General features: G+C 43.2%; 15 protein-coding genes. 3 read left to right on the top strand and 12 right to left on the bottom strand.

Annotated elements, in window-relative coordinates:
• Positions 1-242: 242 nt before the first annotated feature.
• Positions 243-1,346: a porin gene (locus tag Xets_RS07840; RefSeq protein WP_187651402.1), complete on the top strand. Its 1,104-nt coding sequence runs from the start codon at positions 243-245 to the stop codon at positions 1,344-1,346.
• A gap of 241 nt (positions 1,347-1,587) precedes the next feature.
• Positions 1,588-2,778 (top strand): amino acid aminotransferase, encoded by a 1,191-nt coding sequence (locus Xets_RS07835; protein WP_099133286.1) that lies wholly within the window; start codon positions 1,588-1,590, stop codon positions 2,776-2,778.
• Positions 2,779-2,861: 83 nt separating this feature from the next.
• Here the strand turns inward: Xets_RS07835 and Xets_RS07830 are convergent, their stop codons facing one another.
• The 8 genes from Xets_RS07830 to cmoM all read right to left on the bottom strand — a co-directional run bounded on the left by Xets_RS07830 (position 2,862) and on the right by cmoM (position 14,563).
• A complete protein-coding gene (locus Xets_RS07830; RefSeq protein WP_099133284.1) occupies positions 2,862-3,494 on the bottom strand; it encodes an MBL fold metallo-hydrolase in 633 nt (210 codons plus the stop codon).
• 45 nt (positions 3,495-3,539) lie between these two features.
• Positions 3,540-4,088 (bottom strand): YcbK family protein, encoded by a 549-nt coding sequence (locus Xets_RS07825; protein ID WP_099133282.1) that lies wholly within the window; start codon positions 4,086-4,088, stop codon positions 3,540-3,542.
• 348 nt (positions 4,089-4,436) lie between these two features.
• Positions 4,437-6,155 carry a L,D-transpeptidase gene (gene ldtD / locus Xets_RS07820; RefSeq protein ID WP_187651401.1) on the bottom strand — a complete coding sequence of 573 codons (1,719 nt, stop codon included), beginning with the start codon at positions 6,153-6,155 and terminating at the stop codon, positions 4,437-4,439.
• 257 nt (positions 6,156-6,412) lie between these two features.
• The gene (gene aphA / locus Xets_RS07815) at positions 6,413-7,126 is read right to left on the bottom strand and encodes an acid phosphatase AphA (RefSeq protein WP_187651400.1); all 714 of its coding nucleotides are present in this window, start codon (positions 7,124-7,126) and stop codon (positions 6,413-6,415) included.
• A gap of 169 nt (positions 7,127-7,295) precedes the next feature.
• Positions 7,296-11,759 (bottom strand): chromosome partition protein MukB, encoded by a 4,464-nt coding sequence (gene mukB / locus Xets_RS07810; protein ID WP_187651399.1) that lies wholly within the window; start codon positions 11,757-11,759, stop codon positions 7,296-7,298.
• The gene (mukE, locus tag Xets_RS07805) at positions 11,756-12,478 is read right to left on the bottom strand and encodes a chromosome partition protein MukE (protein WP_099133275.1); all 723 of its coding nucleotides are present in this window, start codon (positions 12,476-12,478) and stop codon (positions 11,756-11,758) included. Before mukE ends, mukB begins: the two co-directional genes overlap by 4 nt.
• A complete protein-coding gene (gene mukF, locus Xets_RS07800) occupies positions 12,459-13,781 on the bottom strand; it encodes a chromosome partition protein MukF (RefSeq protein ID WP_187651398.1) in 1,323 nt (440 codons plus the stop codon). Before mukF ends, mukE begins: the two co-directional genes overlap by 20 nt.
• Positions 13,778-14,563 carry a tRNA uridine 5-oxyacetic acid(34) methyltransferase CmoM gene (cmoM, locus tag Xets_RS07795; protein WP_099133272.1) on the bottom strand — a complete coding sequence of 262 codons (786 nt, stop codon included), beginning with the start codon at positions 14,561-14,563 and terminating at the stop codon, positions 13,778-13,780. The genes mukF and cmoM overlap by 4 nt, the downstream gene beginning before the upstream one ends.
• A gap of 168 nt (positions 14,564-14,731) precedes the next feature.
• On the opposite strand from cmoM, the gene elyC reads away from it, so the two are divergent.
• Positions 14,732-15,559, top strand: coding sequence for an envelope biogenesis factor ElyC (elyC, locus tag Xets_RS07790; RefSeq protein WP_099133270.1), 828 nt, complete (start codon positions 14,732-14,734; stop codon positions 15,557-15,559).
• A 104-nt stretch (positions 15,560-15,663) separates the two neighbouring features.
• Here elyC and kdsB read toward each other — a convergent pair whose 3' ends face one another.
• The 4 genes from kdsB to msbA all read right to left on the bottom strand — a co-directional run bounded on the left by kdsB (position 15,664) and on the right by msbA (position 19,462).
• Entirely contained in the window at positions 15,664-16,413 is a 750-nt protein-coding gene (gene kdsB, locus Xets_RS07785) for a 3-deoxy-manno-octulosonate cytidylyltransferase (protein WP_099133268.1), read from the bottom strand.
• Positions 16,414-16,416: 3 nt separating this feature from the next.
• The gene (locus Xets_RS07780) at positions 16,417-16,596 is read right to left on the bottom strand and encodes a Trm112 family protein (RefSeq protein WP_099133267.1); all 180 of its coding nucleotides are present in this window, start codon (positions 16,594-16,596) and stop codon (positions 16,417-16,419) included.
• A 125-nt stretch (positions 16,597-16,721) separates the two neighbouring features.
• Positions 16,722-17,717, bottom strand: a complete 996-nt coding sequence (gene lpxK, locus Xets_RS07775; RefSeq protein ID WP_187651397.1) for a tetraacyldisaccharide 4'-kinase — start codon at positions 17,715-17,717, stop codon at positions 16,722-16,724.
• Entirely contained in the window at positions 17,714-19,462 is a 1,749-nt protein-coding gene (gene msbA / locus Xets_RS07770; RefSeq protein WP_099133263.1) for a lipid A ABC transporter ATP-binding protein/permease MsbA, read from the bottom strand. Before msbA ends, lpxK begins: the two co-directional genes overlap by 4 nt.
• Positions 19,463-19,485 lie beyond the last annotated feature (23 nt).

Below are 19,485 nucleotides of genomic sequence, written 5' to 3'. Positions count from 1 at the left end.
ATTTTATAGCGAAAAGCACACGAAAAAAGTTCCCTGATATTTACATTTTGAAATATCTATTTTCACTTTGTTACTGATTTTGCGCTTTTGTAGCATTTTGAGGGTAGATAAAATTCATTACCAATGGAAAACTGGTTGCCGACTAATAAGACACTCGATACCCACAAATAGTTCCAAAATTTTTTAGTGTTCTATTTCTGGCAGTGGCAGGTGTCTAAATAACACCAATGAGGGTAATAATAATGAAACGCAATATTCTTGCAGTGGTAATTCCAGCTCTGTTGGCTGCTGGTACAGCAAACGCGGCTGAAATTTTTAACAAAGACGGCAATAAACTGGATCTGTACGGTAAAGTAGACGTTCGTCACCAAATCGCTGATAAAAGAAGCGGTGAAGACGGTGATGCTTCTTATGCACGTATCGGCATCAAAGGCGAAACTCAGATCAATGATCAACTGACTGGTTTTGGTCGTTGGGAATACAATCTGAAAGCTCACACTGAAGAAGGCAAACAAGAAACCTCTACCCGTCTGGCTTTCGCTGGTTTGAAATTCGCTAACTACGGTTCACTGGATTACGGCCGTAACTACGGCGTAAACTATGACATCACCGCATGGACTGACGTACTGCCAATCTTCGGTGGCGACTCCATGGCTAAAACTGATAACTACATGACTAGCCGTGCTACTGGTCTGTTGACTTACCGCAACACTGATTTCTTCGGTCTGGTTGACGGTCTGAACTTTGCTCTGCAATACCAAGGCCAAAACAGCGAGAGCACCAAAAATAAACGTAGTGGCGCTACAGCAAATGGCGATGGCTACGGTTTGGCGACTACTTATAACGTAGGTTACGGTATCACTGTTGGTGCTTCTTACGCTAACTCTACTCGCGCAAATGGTCAGTGGAATGATACCTATGCTAAAGGCAAACGTGCTGAAGCATGGAACATCGGTGCTAAATACGATGCTAACAATGTATACCTGGCAGCAATGTACGGCGAAACCCGTAACATGACCTCTGGTTCAGCGTTGTTTGATGGCGCTAAAGCGGAAGGTATTGCTAATAAAACTCAGAATATCGAATTGGTTGCACAATACCTGTTCTCTGATTTCGGTCTGAAACCATCTCTGGCTTATGTTCAGTCTAAAGGCAAAGAGCTGGGTGAAGGTGAAAAACACTACAGCGCTGATCTGGTTAAATATGTTTCTGTAGGTACTTACTACTACTTTAACAAAAACCTGTCTACTTATGTTGATTACAAAATCAACCTGCTGGACAAAAACGAAGGAACAGATACAGGCGCTCGTAACGTATTCGGTGTTGGCCTGACTTATCAGTTCTAATTACTGTTGATAAACTGTTTAGCGAAAAACTAATCAGTCTATCTCAGAAAAGCAGCGCTTCGGCGCTGCTTTTTACGTTTTACTTCTTTGTTTTTTCAGGCTCTTTTTTTCACTTCGTAAACTACTTCACAAGATTTTATTCTTTTTGCTACAAGTAGTTGGCAAATGGATCCCTTAAGGTTACCCTGAGCGGCGTATAACTTATTTTGGGCTTAACTCTCCGAGTCTTGGAATCAAAAAAATGTTTGAAAAAATCACAGCAGCACCTGCCGACCCGATTCTTGGTTTAGCGGATAGCTTTAAAGCAGATCCCCGTGAAAATAAAATTAACTTGGGTATCGGCGTCTACAAAGATGAAACAGGTAAAACCCCTGTTCTGACTACCGTTAAAAAAGCAGAGAAGTTCCTGCTGGAAAACGAAACCACCAAAAATTATCTGGCAATTAGTGGGTTACCTGAATTTGGTCGTGTTACTCAGGAACTGCTTTTCGGTAAAACCAGCCCTATCATCACTGACAAACGCGCCCGTACTGTACAAAGCCCAGGCGGAACCGGCGCATTACGTATTGCGGCTGACTTTATCGCTAAACAGACCAATGCAACACGTGTTTGGATCAGCAATCCAACTTGGCCAAATCATAAAGGCGTTTTCTTCAGTGCTGGCTTGGAGATCTGCGAATACAACTATTACGATGCAGAAAATCATGCCTTGGATTTCGATGGTATGCTGGCAAGCTTATCTGAAGCACAAGCAGGTGATGTTGTTCTTCTGCATGGTTGTTGCCATAACCCAACTGGCATCGACCCAACTGCTGAACAGTGGCAGAAACTGGCAGATTTATCTGCTGCAAATGGCTGGTTGCCCGTATTCGACTTTGCTTACCAAGGTTTTGCCAAAGGATTGGATGAAGATGCCGAAGGTCTGCGTATCTTTACCAGAAACCACAAAGAGTTAATCGTTGCCAGCTCTTATTCCAAAAACTTTGGTTTGTACAATGAACGTGTTGGTGCTTGCACTATCGTTGCAACGGACAGCGATACCGCAGAGAAAGCATTCAGCCAGGCAAAATCTATTGTGCGTACCAACTACTCCAACCCACCGGCACACGGTGCTTCCGTTGTTACCACCATTTTGTCCAATGATGAACTGAAAGCTGAGTGGGTTCAGGAATTGGCAACAATGCGCGAACGCATTCAGCGTATGCGCCAACTATTTGTAAACACCTTACAAGAAAAAGGTGCGAAACAAGACTTTAGTTTTATTAGCGCTCAAAATGGTATGTTCTCATTCAGCGGATTGACTAAAGAACAAGTCGATCGCCTGCGTGAAGAGTATGGTATTTACGCGGTTAGCTCTGGCCGTATCAACGTAGCGGGTCTGACATTGGAGAATATGGTTCCTCTGTGTGAAGCTATCGTTGCAATACTTTAATCTCATCTGAGTTTCTCAAAAGCCGCTGACAAAGCGGCTTTTATCTTCTTCACATTATCTTACGGCAAGAAAAACGTTTGCGATTAATCCTGTAAGAATGGATTGGTTTTCCGCTCATATCCTAATGTTGACATTGGACCGTGACCGGGTATGAATTGATATTCGTCCCCCAATGGCAATACTTTTTCCTTAATAGATTGAATCAATACATCATAATTTCCGCCCGGAAAATCCGTGCGGCCAATACTGCCCTTAAACAATACATCTCCCATTGAAATGATTTTATCAGTGTGGTTAGCAAGGATAATATGTCCCGGTGTATGCCCTGGGCAGTGCAAAACGGATAACTCAATACTGCCAATTTTTAGTGTATCCCCTTCATCTAGCCAACGATCTGGAGTAAAAGAGGGGCATGGTTCAACACCAAACATTTGGCATTGAATTTCCAAGCCTTCTATCCAAAAAGCATCTCCCTTATGTGGCCCGTAAACAGGCACCCCAAAATGCTTCGCGACTTCGACAGTAGCACCTACATGATCATAGTGACCATGTGTCAGCAAAATTTGGGTGATTTTCAACCCACGGCGCTCTATCTCAGCGATAAGTTGTTCAGCATTACCGCCAGGATCAACAATCGCCGCTTCCTGAGTTTCTTCACACCAAATCAATGTGCAATTTTGCATCGCCATCGTAACGGGGATAATGTGGTATTTCATTATATTGTTTCACTCCACAATCAAGACTCATTGTTGGTAATAAGATTACCACGTCCTGACCGGGCCTGTATCAATATGAATAAAATTACTCTTTGGATAAAACCCTACCCCTCCTGCCCGCATTTTCAGTGCCACCTTACGAATATGTGCGAGCTGAACACCATCAATGTGGAAATCCATTGCTTGCCCACGGGTATGGTAACTATGTTTTGCCACCCCACCACTGGCATGACGCAACATATTATTTGTCGCCAGGGAACGATAACCAGAAATTAATTGGACAGGCTTATTTATTCCCATCATCATTTGCAATAAATAAATTTGATCAAATAATTTGGGGTCAATGGTTTTAACCTTATTTTGCCGAAAATCGCGGAATAGATAATTCAGGCGGGCTAATTCTGATTTATTATACCGATAACCATCAGAGAATTCGGCTTTGAGTGTTTCTCCGGTATGCAGATTATCAAAACGTAAAAATCGAGGACATGGCGTTGTTAATGCAGCCAAAACCGATTGAGGTAATAAACTTAATCCCAATGAGGCCACACTTATACCGAGCCACTTTCGGCGATCGTGGTCAATGTTATTCATGATATGCCCTGCTATTCTTTAATATATTAATACTGTCTAAATGAATTTATAACTCAACTTAATCAACTAATAAGACATCAGAAAATAAAAAATAGTTTCAAGTATTTTTGTATTTTACTGTAAATTTACCGCTTTATTATTGTGATCTACTTAACATAATTAAAATCATATTAAAATTGTAATCAATAACAAAACAGCTCATTAAGAGCAAGTCATAGTAAAAAACACTTTTTAAAATAATGAGTAATAGAAGATAACAGAGAAGAAAACATTATTTCCTTCTCTGTTTACAATATAGATATCAACGCCAATTTTATTTCTTTGAGTCTTAATTAGTAACGGAAGAAATTATAAATCGTTTCTGGCTACCAAGATCTTGGAAAATGACTCTGAATGCTGCCTTGCATTCACATCATAATCATAGATATCATCTCGGTATTGTGGTTTCCCTCCCTCATCAATCCATGCTGTTTGGTAATAGAGGAACACAGGAATTCTTTTGGGAATATTGACATATTTTGTTGACCATGTTTTCAATGAACTATTAACTTTAGTTTTATCCCAACCTGCGTTTCCCAACAGCATATTAGCCAATTCAGGCGCCTTATTGACACGTACGCAACCAGAACTAATAGCCCGCATTTCCCGGCTGAAAGAAGCCTGATTAGGTGTATCATGCAAATAAATAGCTTCTGAATTTGGCATATTGAATTTAAAACGCCCCAATGAATTAGTGGGGCCTGGTGCTTGCCTAATACGATAAGGGAAATTATTCGATGTTATTACGCTCCAGTTAATCGATGAAGGATCGATAACTTTGGCGTCATTGCTCCAACTGGAAAATACCGTATAACCACGCGTACGAAAATAACTTGAGTCACGCATCGCCCTTGGTGCAATATCTTTTCGAGTCATGCTGGTGGGTACATTCCACGGAGGATTAATCACCACATTATTTAATTCACTACTCATAATAGGTGTTTTTCGGCTGGGCCGTCCAACAACGACTTTAGAACTCAATACTTCTTTTCCATCTAAATAATAGAAAAGTGAGTAATTAGGAATATTAACTAAAATACCTGTAGGAATATCCCTGGGAATAATCCGTAATCGTTGGATATTCAATGCCATAATTCGAGCACGGGTTTGTGGGGTCGTATTTAACCATGCTTTAGTGGATTTACCGATAACTCCATCGGCTGACAATCCGTGCTGGGCTTGAAAATTTTTTACAGCCGCTGTTAATTCTTTATCATATATCCTATTACCGGATTTGGCAGCAGATAAATCCAATATCCCTGAAAGAGCCAATATTTTCCTTAATGCAATAACACTTTCACTACTTTGTCCTGGCCTTAAAGTTCCTTTAAATGAAAACTCTGTCCATGGCCGTTGATCAGCTAATTGTGCCAACATCTCCTTACGCATATTTTCATACATAGGATGATTCGGTGATAAACTCGTAATATAAAAAAAAGCACTATCATTATTGATATGCTGTTGCCATGTATCAATTAAATGAGATGAGGGTAATTCAATCTTATAAGGAGATTTACTATATAACCATGAACTCCCTTTCTTATCAACATTATTAATAAAATGGAGATAACCTAACATAGCATCAGATAAGATAATATCACGCCCCATTTCACTTAATTCAGGATTATGAAGTTGTATCAACCATTTTTCAAATTGAGGTTGAAAACCAGCTAGCGACATTTCAACTAATTGATCTTCAAATTGCTTAATAGTTTTTTTATCTGACCACAATGATTGCATTTTATTGTTAGCATATAAATTTGCCAAACGATCAAGGAATATCGGTTTTACTTGTTGTGGCAACCAATTTTGTAACTGTTTTCGATTTTCATCAATAGAATTCACCGGAGAAACAGGAATTATCTTATCAATTAAAATAACAGAACCTTCTTTTTTTTGCTCTGTTAGTAATTGTTGCATACCACTTGATGACAGTCCATTTTGTTGATTTGCAAAAGTTCCTTCTGATACCGCCAATGTGCTACAGATAAAAGAAACTTTCAGTAACCTGACCGTGTTCTTCACCATAAGAGCCCACCTCACCTTATTATGTATGCAGCTATCCAATGACTTATTATAATTATTAACAGACCTATTTTATCAGAAAAGGATACTGCTAATTATATACATAATTACTACTTAAGATAGGGAGCTTACTCAAGCAGATTTTCTCTTACCAGGAAAAATGAAATATTCTTCATAATAATTTAAATTATAATGGCTTAAAAAAAGGAAAAGGCACCTTTAGTGCCTTTAATCAGAGTATATTGTGTTGAATTTTAAGATTAATACTCAGAATTAATGACAACTTCTTCTCCAAACCGACCCGCTTTAGGCAGGGGCTGATAAGAAGAATTTGATGCTCTCAAGATACGAATACCACGGATATTCAATGCACGAGCAGCGGCAATATCAGTATCTGCATCGCCATAATAAATCTTCAATTTATGCTCTCTCATCCAACTGATTTTGTTATTTTTACCTGGTTCATCACCCGCGAAAATAACGGCATTCATTTTATCGGCTGGAATATGTAAATCTTCCTGTAAGTATTTGGTCACCGTTTCTGTTTTAGTTGTTGTACGAGCAGTAATGAAATAAATATCATCGCCCCGCTTCAAATGCATCTGAACCAATTCAATACCGATCTTTTTTGGCATACTGAATTTATCCCATTCATTATTCATTTTTTCCCAAAATGCCGGGTTTTTCAGATAACTATTGTCATTAGGCGAGTACTCCAATTTACCACGATAAAAACCTGGACTTGAAAACAGTACGGTATCATCGATATCAAAACCTACCGCCATTGCGGGTTGGTTTTGCAGACTTCGTTTGATCTGCGCTACAGATACCCAATGCACAGCATGACGTTGAGCCAAATCTGCCGCAGAAACGCCTGAATCAACTTGCTCAGGCATAAACATTTTTGCTTGTGCCATGCTGTTCAAACCAAAAGCGAGCACAATCGCACTGAACATCAGTGTTGCTTTACGCATTGTCATTCCTTATTCACATTAGTAGTAACGGTACGAAATAGTAAACTGTATCATCACATCAAAACGAGACATACCGCACAAGGAGACAAATATCCAAATGGGTTCTATCTCAATTAAGAAAGGGGCATAATGTGCCCCTTTCTTAGAAAAAGATCATTCAATGATGAAGTTATTCTTGCAATATAGGCTGTGCCTGTGTTTGTGACTGCCCAGTCACCGGAATATCTTGCCCAAAACCACGCAGCCCAACAACATGTACATGTTCTTGGTTATTGAAAATCTTACGTACCAGTTTATACGTTGTCCCTTTTTCGGGGCTGATATTTTCCGGCGCAGCAATAATTAACTGCATATGTAAGCGTTCACATAACTCAAACAGCGTTGCAATGGATTTCGCATCTAATCGGGCAGCTTCATCAAGGAACAGCAGTCGGCATGGTGAAATATCTTTACCACGCAGACGACGTGATTCCTCTTCCCAGCTCTGTACAACCATGACCAAAATGGACATCCCCGTACCAATCGCTTCCCCGGTAGAAAGTGCCCCACTTTCCGCTTTTAGCCAGCCATCCGAACCTCGGTTAACTTCAACTTCCAGCTCAAGGTAATTGCGGTAATCCAGCAACTCTTCACCAATGGTTTGAGGCAGACGCTGCCCTATATCGATTTGTGGGTTAAGGCGCTGATAAAGCTTCGCCATCGCTTCTGAGAAGGTCAGGCGCTGGCTGTTGAACAGATCCTGATGCTGTTCCTGCTGCTCAGAAAGCACATCCAACAAGAGGGAATGACTTTCACGCACATTTACATTCAGGCGCACACCACCAACCTGCCCAAAAGAAACTGCCTGCAACCCTTGGTTCAGCATACGAATGCGGTTCTGTTCACGTTGAATGGTTTTGCGAATGATATTCGCCACACTTTTGGAACTGATCGCCAGTTTCTGCTCACGAGCGGTTAATTCTTCCGTCAAGCGCCCCAATTCAATTTCCATCTGTTCAATGGCATCGACCGGATCATCCGTACGAATAATATCCTGCCGGATACGTTCACGCAGATGCTGGTAAACCGCCACGAAAAATTGGATCTTACGCTCAGGACGCTTCGGATCTTCGGATAAACGCAACGCATCGCGTAGGTGTTCATTATCGGCCACAGCCAGACGCAATGCCCCCAGCGCCTTATCCGACATTGAACGCAGCTCATCACCATCCATATAAGCCAGTTCGCGACGATGTAAGCGACGTTCAACACCATTGTCTTTCACCATACGCATAACTGCACACCAGCCTGCCTTAGAAGAGGCTACTTGTTCACGCTTCTGGTAATAATCCCGCTCAGATTTACGCAGTTTTTTCTGGAGGTTTTCCATTTCTGCCTCACAGAACGCGATCTGTTTCTCAAGCTGATTAATGCGGGAACGGTTAGCATTCACAGCGGCGTGAAGCTGATCACGGCGTTCACGGGCACGATTTTCGGCGTTGGCATCTGCCTGGACACCGATATCTTTCAACTCCTGCTCAAGTTCTTTCAACATATCTTGCTTAGTGTCATAAGAACTTTTCAGTGATGCCAATACTTGATTGAATTGTGCACATTGTGCTTGCTGCTGACGCAATTGCTCACGCGCACGGCTACGATCAGATTCTGCGTGTTCAAGGCGTTGGCGCAGTTTGTCGTTCAGGTCGGCATTTTCGTTAAGCATACCGGCAGAGTCGCTATAGCTGAAATGCGCACGACGTTGCACAACTTCCGTCAAGGCAAAGGCTTGTTGTTTAGCCTTATTCTGGCTGTGTTTCGCGGCCTCATAATCCTTCTGCAACTGCTCATATTGCTGTGGATCACTTTGCAAGACCGAAACCAATGGTTCAAGTTTAACCAAAGCATTACCGTGTTGTTGCAGGAAACGCGCAGCTTCCTGAGCCTCACTCATTTCTTCACGGACCGTTTCCACGCGATCAAGCACGGTTTCATCCAACAAAATCGTCATTTGTGGAATCAGGCGATTCAATAGTGACAGGCTCTCTTTCACCTGAACCAGTTTCTGCTGATGCTGCTGAGCCTGGGTTTCAAATTGCGATAACTCACGCTCCAATTCGGTACGACGCTGACTCAGGCGACGAATTTCTGCTTCTGGATCATCATCAAACGCAACAGAAAGGTGTTTACCCACAAAACGGCTGAAAGCCTGGTGCGCACGCTGCACTTTCTGCACATCAAACGAAAGTGTCGCGTAACGCTCTGCCAGCGTATCACGCTCAAGACTGAGTGCTTCCAGACGACTTTCTCTTGCTGCCCGTCCAAATAGCGGAACTTCAGGATAACGGGAATAACGCCATTGGCGATCGGATGATTTCACCAGAACTGCGTTTTCCTGCTCTTCAAAATCGAATACGCTATCGTCAAAAGACTGTGGATCGCCCTCAATTAAATAGAGATCTTCCGGGCAATCTTCCAATGCTTCCAGATGTGGACGAACCAGTGAAAGATCAGGCACGACAATTGCGTGACGCGCGGGGCCATACAGGGCGGAGAAATAAGGCGCGTCATCAATGGTAATGTCGTCATAAATCTCAGACAACAAAACACCACCAAAACGCTCTGCCAATGCAAGCAATCGGCTATCTTCGGCACCACTGGGTTGGTTCAGACGCTCAATCTGTTTTTCCAGTTCACGTTTCTGTGCAGCAATATCATCGCGCTCAACCGTAATTTCACGCTCTTGTTCAAGCAATTGCTGCATATATTCAGTCACATCGTGACTACTTTCGAATGTTTCATTGCATTGTTCACTAAGCTGATCCAAGGCTTCCTGTGCCGCCAACCACACTGGTGCCCGTGCTGTCAGCCCTTGAATTTTTTGCTTGAGTTGTTCAAATTCCTGACGTATTTGAATACGACGTTCACCGCTTTCATTGGCACCCAGGCTCAATTCTTCCAACTGAGCTTCCAGTTCACCCCGTAACGCCTCCAAGTCTTCTGCCTGATATTGCTGGTTATGACGCTTACAGAACTCTTCCAGCAAACGTTCTGCATTTTGCTGACTGTTCAGGCGTTGTTCTAGCTCAGCCAACTGGATACGCAAAGGTTGGACGCGCTCAGCCAGATGACGCTGGGATGACCATTCACGCAATGCTTCACGAGCGACTTGCCATGCTTCACTACGGCTCACTTCACTAACGATGCTTTTTACCAGTTGGTAAGCCTGCTCAAACTGACTATGCGCTGCGTCAGCGACGCTCAATTTCTGTTCCAGTGCCAGCAGCGTCTCTGTCGCTTGTTGCGCTTTGGCCTGATAGTTTTCCTGCCACCCACCGGCATTTTCTATCGACAGATCAGGAAGCTGGCAAAATTCACGGGCACGCGCCAACGCTTGCAATGCTTGCTGATATTGAATAGCGCGAGTTTGCTGTACATCCAAAGCTTGTTGATAGTCAGCAAGCTGGCTTTTCAGTTCATCAACTTCTTGTTCTGCTGCTTCAAATGTGGCTTCATATTCCGTCTGAAGATCTCTCGCCTCTTCGACAACTTCACCCTGTTCTTCCAGTCGGTAGGTCAGCTCTTCAATATCAGATTGGTAGCGATCGATTTTTTCCTGCTGACGCATCGCCGTTTGAACCAGATTCAGGTGATCACTGGCAGCCTGATAATCCATTTCTAAATCAGAAGATGCACCGCTTTGTTCTGCCAGTTCTCTCGCCATTTCAACATGGCGATATTGTTCGGCGATCAGTTGACGACGGCTGCCAAATAGTTCACTGCGCAAAGCCAGTGCTTCATCCAGATGAACGCGGCGTTCGTTGGCATGACGCATATAGTCAGCAGACACATAGGCTGTAGCTTCTGTGATAAGGTGCTTGAAAAGATCACGGTCGGATTGGGTAACACGGATAGCTTCCAGCGTAATGCGGTTTTCACGCAATGCGGCTTCCATATCCTGAAATGCTTTTCTGACGCCACTGTTTTCCGGTAACAAGTAATCACGCAATGAACGGGTAATCGCACTGGAAATTCCGCCATATAATGACGCTTCTATCAGGCGATAAAACTTGCTGCGGTCACTCGCTGAACGCAAACGTTTTGGGATCACGCCCAAATCAAACATCAGGGCGTGGTAATCGGTAATCGAGTTAAATTGTTTGAACTGAACGCCTTCCATCTCATCAAGGCGTTCCTTTAGTTCATTTAACGGCAGAACCCGCGCCTGACGTTCGTTGATATTGTCAGTCAATAACTGCGTTGGCTGAATCGACGCAGGAACTCCCTGAATCATAAATGGTTTAATATCAACTTTTCGATCACGTCCTGCCACTTGTTGTAAACGGACTCCGGTGATGATGCGTTGATGGCGAGAATTAACAACATCCAGCGTAGAATAGCAAACACCTGCCCGCAACTTACCGTGCAACCCTTTATCGCGTGAACCCGAAGTTGCTCCCGCTTCTGTCGTATTACGGAAATGGAGCAATGTTAAATCAGGGATTAATGCGGTCACAAAAGCCGCCATTGTAGTTGATTTACCTGCCCCGTTACCGCCGGATAAGGTCGTCACAAGTTCGTCAAGATCAAACGTTCTGGCAAAAAAACCGTTCCAATTAATTAACGTCAGTGAGCGAAATTTACCACGTTCAATCATGACTGCTCATCCTCCGCACCTTCTGCTGAATGCCCCGATGCTTCTTCATGTTCATTATCTTCCTGCGATGTTTCGCCTTCTACTGGCATGGCCTCCCCATCACGGATCATCCGTAATTGTGCCTCGCGTGGATCATCACCGCTGCGTACATCTGCACCGAAGCGAAATACCGCTTCGGTAATCGTAAATTTATTGCTGTCGTTTTGCAGGAAATAAACCATACCCAGACGGCGTAAACGGTTTAAGGCAGTGCGCGCTTTTTCCTGCAATTTCTGTTTGTCCAGATCTGAACCAGTCGAACGTTGGTTCACTAATTTCACTAGCTTATTTTCATCTGCCAATGACAGTAATTCTTCGTACAATTCCTGAAAGGTAAATATTCCCTGATTGGACAGGCGCTCTGGGCTAAGGTAGAGGTAGCACAAAATTTTACCCACCATCATATCCAATTCAGACAGCACAGAGCGCGGGATCAGTGTCGACGAACGGGGGCGCAGGTAGAAAAAACCTTCTGGTGCACGGATTAACTCGACGTTATAACGCGCATAAAACGTTTCCAATTCTTCCTGAAAGTCCATCAAAAAAGCATGATTATCAAGATCATCCAGACTAATATGACGCCCGGATCGCAGTTGGCTGTCTAATTCAGGGAAAAGTGTATTGGATAATGCCTGAGCCAGTTTCACTGGCATAAATTGTTCAATATGTGTCGATGACATGTGCCTGTACCTTGGCTCCGAAATCATTAATCGCTAACCATTCCGCTGGCAAACCAGAGAAATCCGCTTCTGCAACGCCCAACCTTACTGCTTGATCCACCAAGATACGTGCCACATCAAAATGGCGTTTACGTGGATACTGGACAAGGTAGTCGCGCAGTACAGCCCCCAAATCCAGAGGAAGTTTTGCCTGTTGGTAAACCGCCAGCGCCTGCTCTACCATTTCAGCTAATTGTTCATTGATTTCACTAAACTCTTCGTATTCCATTTCTGGCGGTAATTCTCCCATTACCTCTTCATTGCGCAGAGTCAGTTCTTCGTCACGCATATCCAGAAAACGTTCTGCATTAGCGACAGTCAGTGCCCACGGGCTGTCAAAATAGTGTTGAATGGATTGACGAAGGCGCTGGGCAAAAATGCGATTTTTATCCATATCAATGGCGGTTCGGATAAATTTGTGAACGTGGCGGTCATAACCTATCCACAGATCAATGGTTTGTTGCCCCCAACTAATAATGCGATCCAATTTGCTTTGTAAGTCAAAAACCAGTCTATCCACCAATTCAGAGCCGCCGCCGTCCATATTCGCGGCCTGGATACGTAATAGATTAGCCTGCAATTTATCGCCCGCAGCTTCTAACGTATCCTGAAGTTCTCGTAGTGTGCCGGAGGTTTCAGACAGCAGTTGTTCGCAATTAGCGATAGCGGCCTGCCAATCCTGATTGAGCAGTGCAGCAATATCGGTTTTTACGCTGTTTTGCTGTTCATCCATCAAGCGCTGGGACATATCGATGCTGTCGAAAATTTCAGCTACAGAATATTTGAGAGGGGCAAAAACATTGCGGTGCCAATGTAATTCATCACCACCTTCTTCGGCTGCCTCTGCCGCTCGGTGCAATTCGTTAGCAACGATGGATAACTGCATAGAAAGACGCAACGTGGAGAATTCACGCTGGCGTATATAATAATCACTGATACCAATTCCCAACGGAGTCAGGCGATAAATGGCATTGCCATCCGCCAATTCACTGGTAAAACGGTTAAGTAACTTCTGGCGAACCATATCGTTAATGGCATTATTCGCCCTGACAGATACCGCTTCCGAAGTCTGCTCAAAACCTTTACACACTTCACGAAAGGCATCCACCAGCTCCCCTTCACTCATTTCACCATCAAGCCGTTCACTGTTTAATACGGCAATAGCCAGCAGAAAAGCCAAGCGTTCTGGTGGCAACGAAATTGAAAAATCATTTTTTCTGGCCCAGGACACAAGTTCAGGAACCGTCTGGGAATATTCACTCATAATTCGCTCTTTAAGGTAGGCTTGCGCGCCATCACATGAATATAACGCCCCAGGCTAATATAGGGCTCCTGCCTGCAATAACGCTGTTCAAGTTCAAGCAACGCTGGAAAATCTGTGTCTTGTAATTGACGACTTTGCAGGTAATCGTGAAAAACTCTCACGCCTGTTTTACCTGTTATTTCCATCTTAAGTTCAGCTAGCCATTGATATACCTGTTCCGGTATTAATGGATTTTGTGGCGATAGAGAACGTTTCCGACGACGCTGGATATTAGGTGTCGCCAAATGAAAGTTACCCAAGATGGCGTTACGCATGACCAGCCCATTAGCATTATAAAACATTAATGAAAGTGCACCACCAGGCGTTATTATCTCTTTCAATGTTTCTATTGCCTCTTTTTGGTCGGTGATCCACTCCAATACAGCATGAAATAAAATCAGATCAACGGGCTGTTCAATATGCTGGTGAATTTCCTGTACCGGGCTTTGGATAAATTGCATCTGATCGAGAACACCCCGCTCTTCGGCGTTATGTTCCGCTCTCTGGATCATCTCTTTTGAGAGATCACAAAGTATGATCTGATGTCCCAATTCAGCCAACTGGCAAGCCATATTACCTTCACCTCCCCCCGCATCTAAAATGCGCAAAGGACGTTGAGGTAAATGATTCAGCAATTCGTTAATATCCTGCCAGACAACGGCCTGCCTGATTTTACCTTTGGTTGTGCCGTAAATATTACGCGAAAATTTGTCTGCAATATCATCGAAATTGCGATCCCGCATGAAAAGCCGCCCCACTTATAAGCTAAGTTTAATTTATCTATTGAGTAGTTATGCTATCTACCGCTATTTTTACTACTATTATTTTGGCACAATAACCATTTAATTAACTACTTTTAGCCTTAAATTCGCCATTGCGCGATTGTAATTTAACCAACCCAAGGCCAATCAATGTTATTTTTGCTAAAAAAATATATCGGCTCACTATTAATGCCCTTACCGCTGATTATTATCGTCTCTTTTGTAGCCCTGTTATTACTATGGTTCACCCGCTGGCAAAAAACAGGGAAAACCATTTTATCATTCAGTTGGTTGGCATTACTTTTATTTAGTTTACAGCCTATCGCGGATAAACTCTTACTCCCTGTCGAAGGAAAATATGTTCAGCGCTATGAACCAGACACAACACCTATAACTCCCGTAAAATATATTGTGGTTCTTGGAGGCGGTTTTACTTATAACCCCCAATGGGCTCCCAGCGCTAACCTTATCAATAATAGCTTGCCCAGAGTGACGGAAGGGATTCGGTTATATCATCTCAATCCTGGTGCTAAAATGATTTTTACTGGTGGTAAAGGCGTAAATGCCATTAGTAGTGCCAAAATTGCTGCTATGGTAGCACAATCTCTGGGAATTCCTGTAGAAGATACCATAGCATTAAAAAAACCCTTGGATACAGAAGAAGAAGCGGCTGAAGTTGAAAAAGTCGTCGGACAACAACCTTTCATTCTTGTCACTTCTGCCAATCATATGGAAAGATCTCTCAAGTTTTTTGCACAACGAGGTCTGCATCCAATTGCAGGCCCTGCCAATCAGTTGGCTGTCACAACGCCTTTATATTTGTGGGAAAAATATCTTCCTTCTTCCTACTATCTATCACACACTGAGCGTGCCTGGTATGAGACATTAGGGCGCATCTGGCAGGCTATTAAACCTGTAAGTCAGGATATGAGCATTGAAAGCTCAGAGGAGCTTCAGCAAAAAGCTAATGAGAAATAACACCAGCATTGGAAGTGAAACGTAATGAAAAGAGAATGCGGTATTAACGTTACCGCATTCTCTTTTAAATCATACCCAATAGATCGTCATATCAGACAAGAAAATCAGAGCGTAGCAAAAACTTTTCTGACGGTTTCCAGATCTTCTGGTGTATCAACACCTGCACCAGGCGCTTGCAATGCTTTTGCAACATGAATTTTTTCACCGTACCAAAGCACCCTTAATTGTTCGAGCATTTCGATACTTTCCAATGGACTTGGTTCCCACTGAATATAGCGTCGAATAAACCCTGCCCGATACGCATAAATTCCAATATGGCGCAGGAAGTGGTCCCCAATAGTCTCTGTTGATTGCACAAAACGATCACGCTCCCACGGGATAGTTGCGCGAGAAAAATAGAGGGCATAACCTTGCGAATCCATTACAACTTTGACAGCATTAGGATTAAATGCCTCTTCCGCATCTTGGATCTGCACGGCAAGCGTTGCCATCCCTGCATTACTGCTAGCCAAATTATCAGCCACCTGCTTGATGATCTGTTCAGGGATAAGAGGTTCATCACCCTGAACATTCACAATAATTTCATCATCAGCAAATTGGTATTTATCGATAACCTCAGCCAAACGCTCTGTACCTGAATGGTGACTTTCGCGTGTCATGCAAGCCTCACCGCCTACGGCAGTCACTGCATCAAAAACTTCTTGATTATCTGTCGCCACAATAACCCGATCAGCACCAGAACGGACAGCCCGTTCCATTACACGCAAAACCATCGGTTTACCATGAATATCAGCCAATGGTTTTCCAGGTAAACGGGTTGAGGAAAAACGGGCCGGAATGATAACGGTAAACATGGGTTATTGATTTTCCTCTGTAGGCAAGACACGTGCTTCATTCTCTAACAACACAGGGATGCCATCACGGAAGGGAAAAGCGAGACGATCAAACTTGCAAATCAGTTCAAAGTTTTCTTTATCATAACTGAGCTTGCCGTGACATAGCGGACAAGCAATGATTTCGAGTAAACGGTGATCCATATATCCCCCAAGTAACGGGTCCTAAATTTGATGTGGCTCAGAATACCACAAGCAATGTATCACCGTTAACTTTGTTGCTTTGTTTAATTTCTCTTATTTTTTAGTATGGTGAGAATAGTCCAATATTATTGGCGAGTATTTAATTCTGGAAGTAAGTTACAGATATCATCCAATATCTTTTGCCCTTTTTCCTCTGGAAATTCAGCGTGTACAGGTAAATACCACCAGTTAGGTTGCGCAAATTGGAAACATTTAACCGCATCTTTTTCTGTCATCAATAAATTTTGATCACTATTTGCCAGAGCCAATAATTGAGATTTTTCGTACGCCTGATGATCAGCAAAAGCGTGTGTTTTCTGTAAATTAGCCCCTAATTGCTGCAATGTTGCAAAAAAACGCGGGGGATGACCAATCCCAGCCATCGCAATGCCATTGGGAATATCAGTGACTTTTCGTGTTTCCCCAGTCAGCAAATTAACTACCAAATTGCCTTTGAGGGTCATGGGTAATTCACCGGCTTCTGGTATTCCACCATTAACGATGATGGTATTAACACTATTCAAGCGTCCTGCCAATTCTCTCATAGGACCGGCAGGCAACCAGCAACCATTGCCAAAACGACGAGCTCCATCAATCACTACAATCTCATAATCTCGCTGCAAAGCATAATGCTGGAGGCCATCGTCAGTAATTATGATATCCACTGGAGTATGTGCCAATAATGCCTGAATGGCTTCGGCTCGCTTTGGTGCCACCGCAACAGGTGCACCAGTACGACGACGAATTAAAACAGGTTCGTCTCCCGCTTGTGCCGTCGCCACTTCATCGGTAAGGAGTAGCGGGTAATGTTCCGACTTCCCGCCATAACCACGCGAAACAACACCAACCTGATAGCCTTTTTGCTGCAACTGTTCAACCAGCCAAATGACAACCGGAGTTTTACCATTTCCTCCTGCCGTCAAATTACCAACAACAACAACAGGCACCGGTGCTTTCCAGGAGCGACTCAATCCTAGTTTATAACTTAAACGACGCAAGCTGCTTACCAGCCCATAAAGGGCTGATAATGGTAATAATATGATGTAAAGCCATGAGCGGCCTGACCATATGCGTTCAATCATTGGCCAAATTGCATCCTATGTAGCTGCGCATATGCACCATCATGTTGCAACAGAGTCGCATGATTACCCCTTTCTATGATATTTCCATCTTCAATAACGATAATTTCATCGGCATTTTCAATAGTAGAAAGACGGTGAGCGATGACCAATGAAGTTCTGTTTTTCTGTAATTCATCTAATGCAGCCTGAATTGCACGTTCAGATTCCGTATCCAATGCAGAAGTTGCTTCATCCAAAATTAAGATCGGAGAATCACGCAATAAAGCACGAGCAATTGCAATACGTTGACGCTGTCCCCCAGAGAGCAAGACGCCATTTTCACCAATCATGGTATCAAGTCCGTTATCTAACTTTTTGATAAAGTCCATTGCATAAGCCATTTCTGCCGCCCGTTCTATCTCTTCACGGCTAAAGCATCCTTCGCTGGCGTAAGCAATGTTATTGGCAACCGTATCATTAAATAGATGGACATTTTGCGATACCAACGCGATTTGGTTACGCAGTGAAGCCAGGGTATATTCACGCAGGTCATGACCGTCTAAGACTATCTCACCTTCATTTATGTCATAAAAACGCGTCAGGAGATTGGCAATTGTCGATTTACCTGATCCTGAGCGCCCAACCAATGCAATCGTCTTTCCCGCTGGGATCGTCATTGAAATATTTTTCAATGCCGGATGATCCTTGGTTGGATAACAGAAAGTAACATTACGGAATTCAATGTTGCCTTTTGCTTTTTTGATTTCCAATTTACCTTCGTCTTTTTCCTGCTCCATATCCAGGATAGTAAATAAGGTCTGGCATGCAGCCATACCCCGTTGGAATTGGGCATTAACGTTAGTCAGAGATTTCAATGGACGCATTAAGGCAATCATAGATGAAAACACAACAGTGATTTTCCCTGCGGTTAAGGCGCCCATAATTTCAGGGAAACTGGCCGCATACAGGATAAATGCCAGTGCAAAAGAAGCAATAATCTGGATAATCGGATCTGAAATGGAATCAGCAGAAACCATCTTCATACCCTGCTGGCGCATATGATTGCTGACTTTGTTAAAGCGTTCAGTTTCAACTTTTTGACCACCAAAAATTAAAACTTCTTTATGCCCTTTCAGCATCTGTTCAGCACTGGTTGTCACCATCCCCATGCTGCTCTGCATATTTTTACTGATATTACGAAAACGCACGGAAACAAGACGAATAACCCCCGCAACTATCGGCGCAATTACAATCAAAATAAGGGAGAGTTCCCAACTGTAATAGAACATCAGTATAAACAGGCCAATAATTGATGCCCCTTCCCTAACAACTGTCACTAATGCACCGGAAGAAGAAGAAGCAACCTGTTCTGAATCGTATGTAATACGGGAAAGCAAGGTTCCCGTGGATTGCTGGTCAAAGAAAGAAACAGGCATTCCCATCATATGATTGAACAGACGCCGACGCATCTGCATGACCACTTTGCCTGATACCCAAGAGAGACAATAACTCGATACAAAACCAGATATGCCACGCAACAACATCAATCCGATAACAACCAGTGGCATCCACTTCAATACGCTAATGTCTGCCTTGCCAAAACCCTCATCAAGCAAAGGTTTCAACAAAGAAAGCATCAATGTATCACCGGCAGCATTAAGGACTAACGCAACCGCCGAGACCATCAGGCCGATTTTAAAAGGGGTGATGATCGGCCACAATCGGCGAAAGGTCTGCCAGGTAGAAAGGTCTTTATCATTCATTATTGAGTTACCAAAACCAAAAGAAA

The organism is Xenorhabdus sp. TS4 (assembly GCF_014467265.1).
Taxonomy (GTDB): Bacteria; Pseudomonadota; Gammaproteobacteria; order Enterobacterales; family Enterobacteriaceae; genus Xenorhabdus; species Xenorhabdus ehlersii.
Note: the sequence above shows the minus strand (reverse complement) of the source record. Positions and strands in the feature narration are given on the sequence as shown.

Excerpts from the sequence above, each read along its gene's own strand:
- Xets_RS07840 (WP_187651402.1), top strand. The coding sequence starts at position 243 with ATGAAACGCAATATTCTTGCAGTGGTAATTCCAGCTCTGTTGGCTGCT.
- Xets_RS07835 (WP_099133286.1), top strand. The coding sequence starts at position 1,588 with ATGTTTGAAAAAATCACAGCAGCACCTGCCGACCCGATTCTTGGTTTA.
- Xets_RS07830 (WP_099133284.1), bottom strand. The coding sequence starts at position 3,494 with ATGAAATACCACATTATCCCCGTTACGATGGCGATGCAAAATTGCACA.
- Xets_RS07825 (WP_099133282.1), bottom strand. The coding sequence starts at position 4,088 with ATGAATAACATTGACCACGATCGCCGAAAGTGGCTCGGTATAAGTGTG.
- ldtD (WP_187651401.1), bottom strand. The coding sequence starts at position 6,155 with ATGGTGAAGAACACGGTCAGGTTACTGAAAGTTTCTTTTATCTGTAGC.
- aphA (WP_187651400.1), bottom strand. The coding sequence starts at position 7,126 with ATGCGTAAAGCAACACTGATGTTCAGTGCGATTGTGCTCGCTTTTGGT.
- mukB (WP_187651399.1), bottom strand. The coding sequence starts at position 11,759 with ATGATTGAACGTGGTAAATTTCGCTCACTGACGTTAATTAATTGGAAC.
- mukE (WP_099133275.1), bottom strand. The coding sequence starts at position 12,478 with ATGTCATCGACACATATTGAACAATTTATGCCAGTGAAACTGGCTCAG.
- mukF (WP_187651398.1), bottom strand. The coding sequence starts at position 13,781 with ATGAGTGAATATTCCCAGACGGTTCCTGAACTTGTGTCCTGGGCCAGA.
- cmoM (WP_099133272.1), bottom strand. The coding sequence starts at position 14,563 with ATGCGGGATCGCAATTTCGATGATATTGCAGACAAATTTTCGCGTAAT.
- elyC (WP_099133270.1), top strand. The coding sequence starts at position 14,732 with ATGTTATTTTTGCTAAAAAAATATATCGGCTCACTATTAATGCCCTTA.
- kdsB (WP_099133268.1), bottom strand. The coding sequence starts at position 16,413 with ATGTTTACCGTTATCATTCCGGCCCGTTTTTCCTCAACCCGTTTACCT.
- Xets_RS07780 (WP_099133267.1), bottom strand. The coding sequence starts at position 16,596 with ATGGATCACCGTTTACTCGAAATCATTGCTTGTCCGCTATGTCACGGC.
- lpxK (WP_187651397.1), bottom strand. The coding sequence starts at position 17,717 with ATGATTGAACGCATATGGTCAGGCCGCTCATGGCTTTACATCATATTA.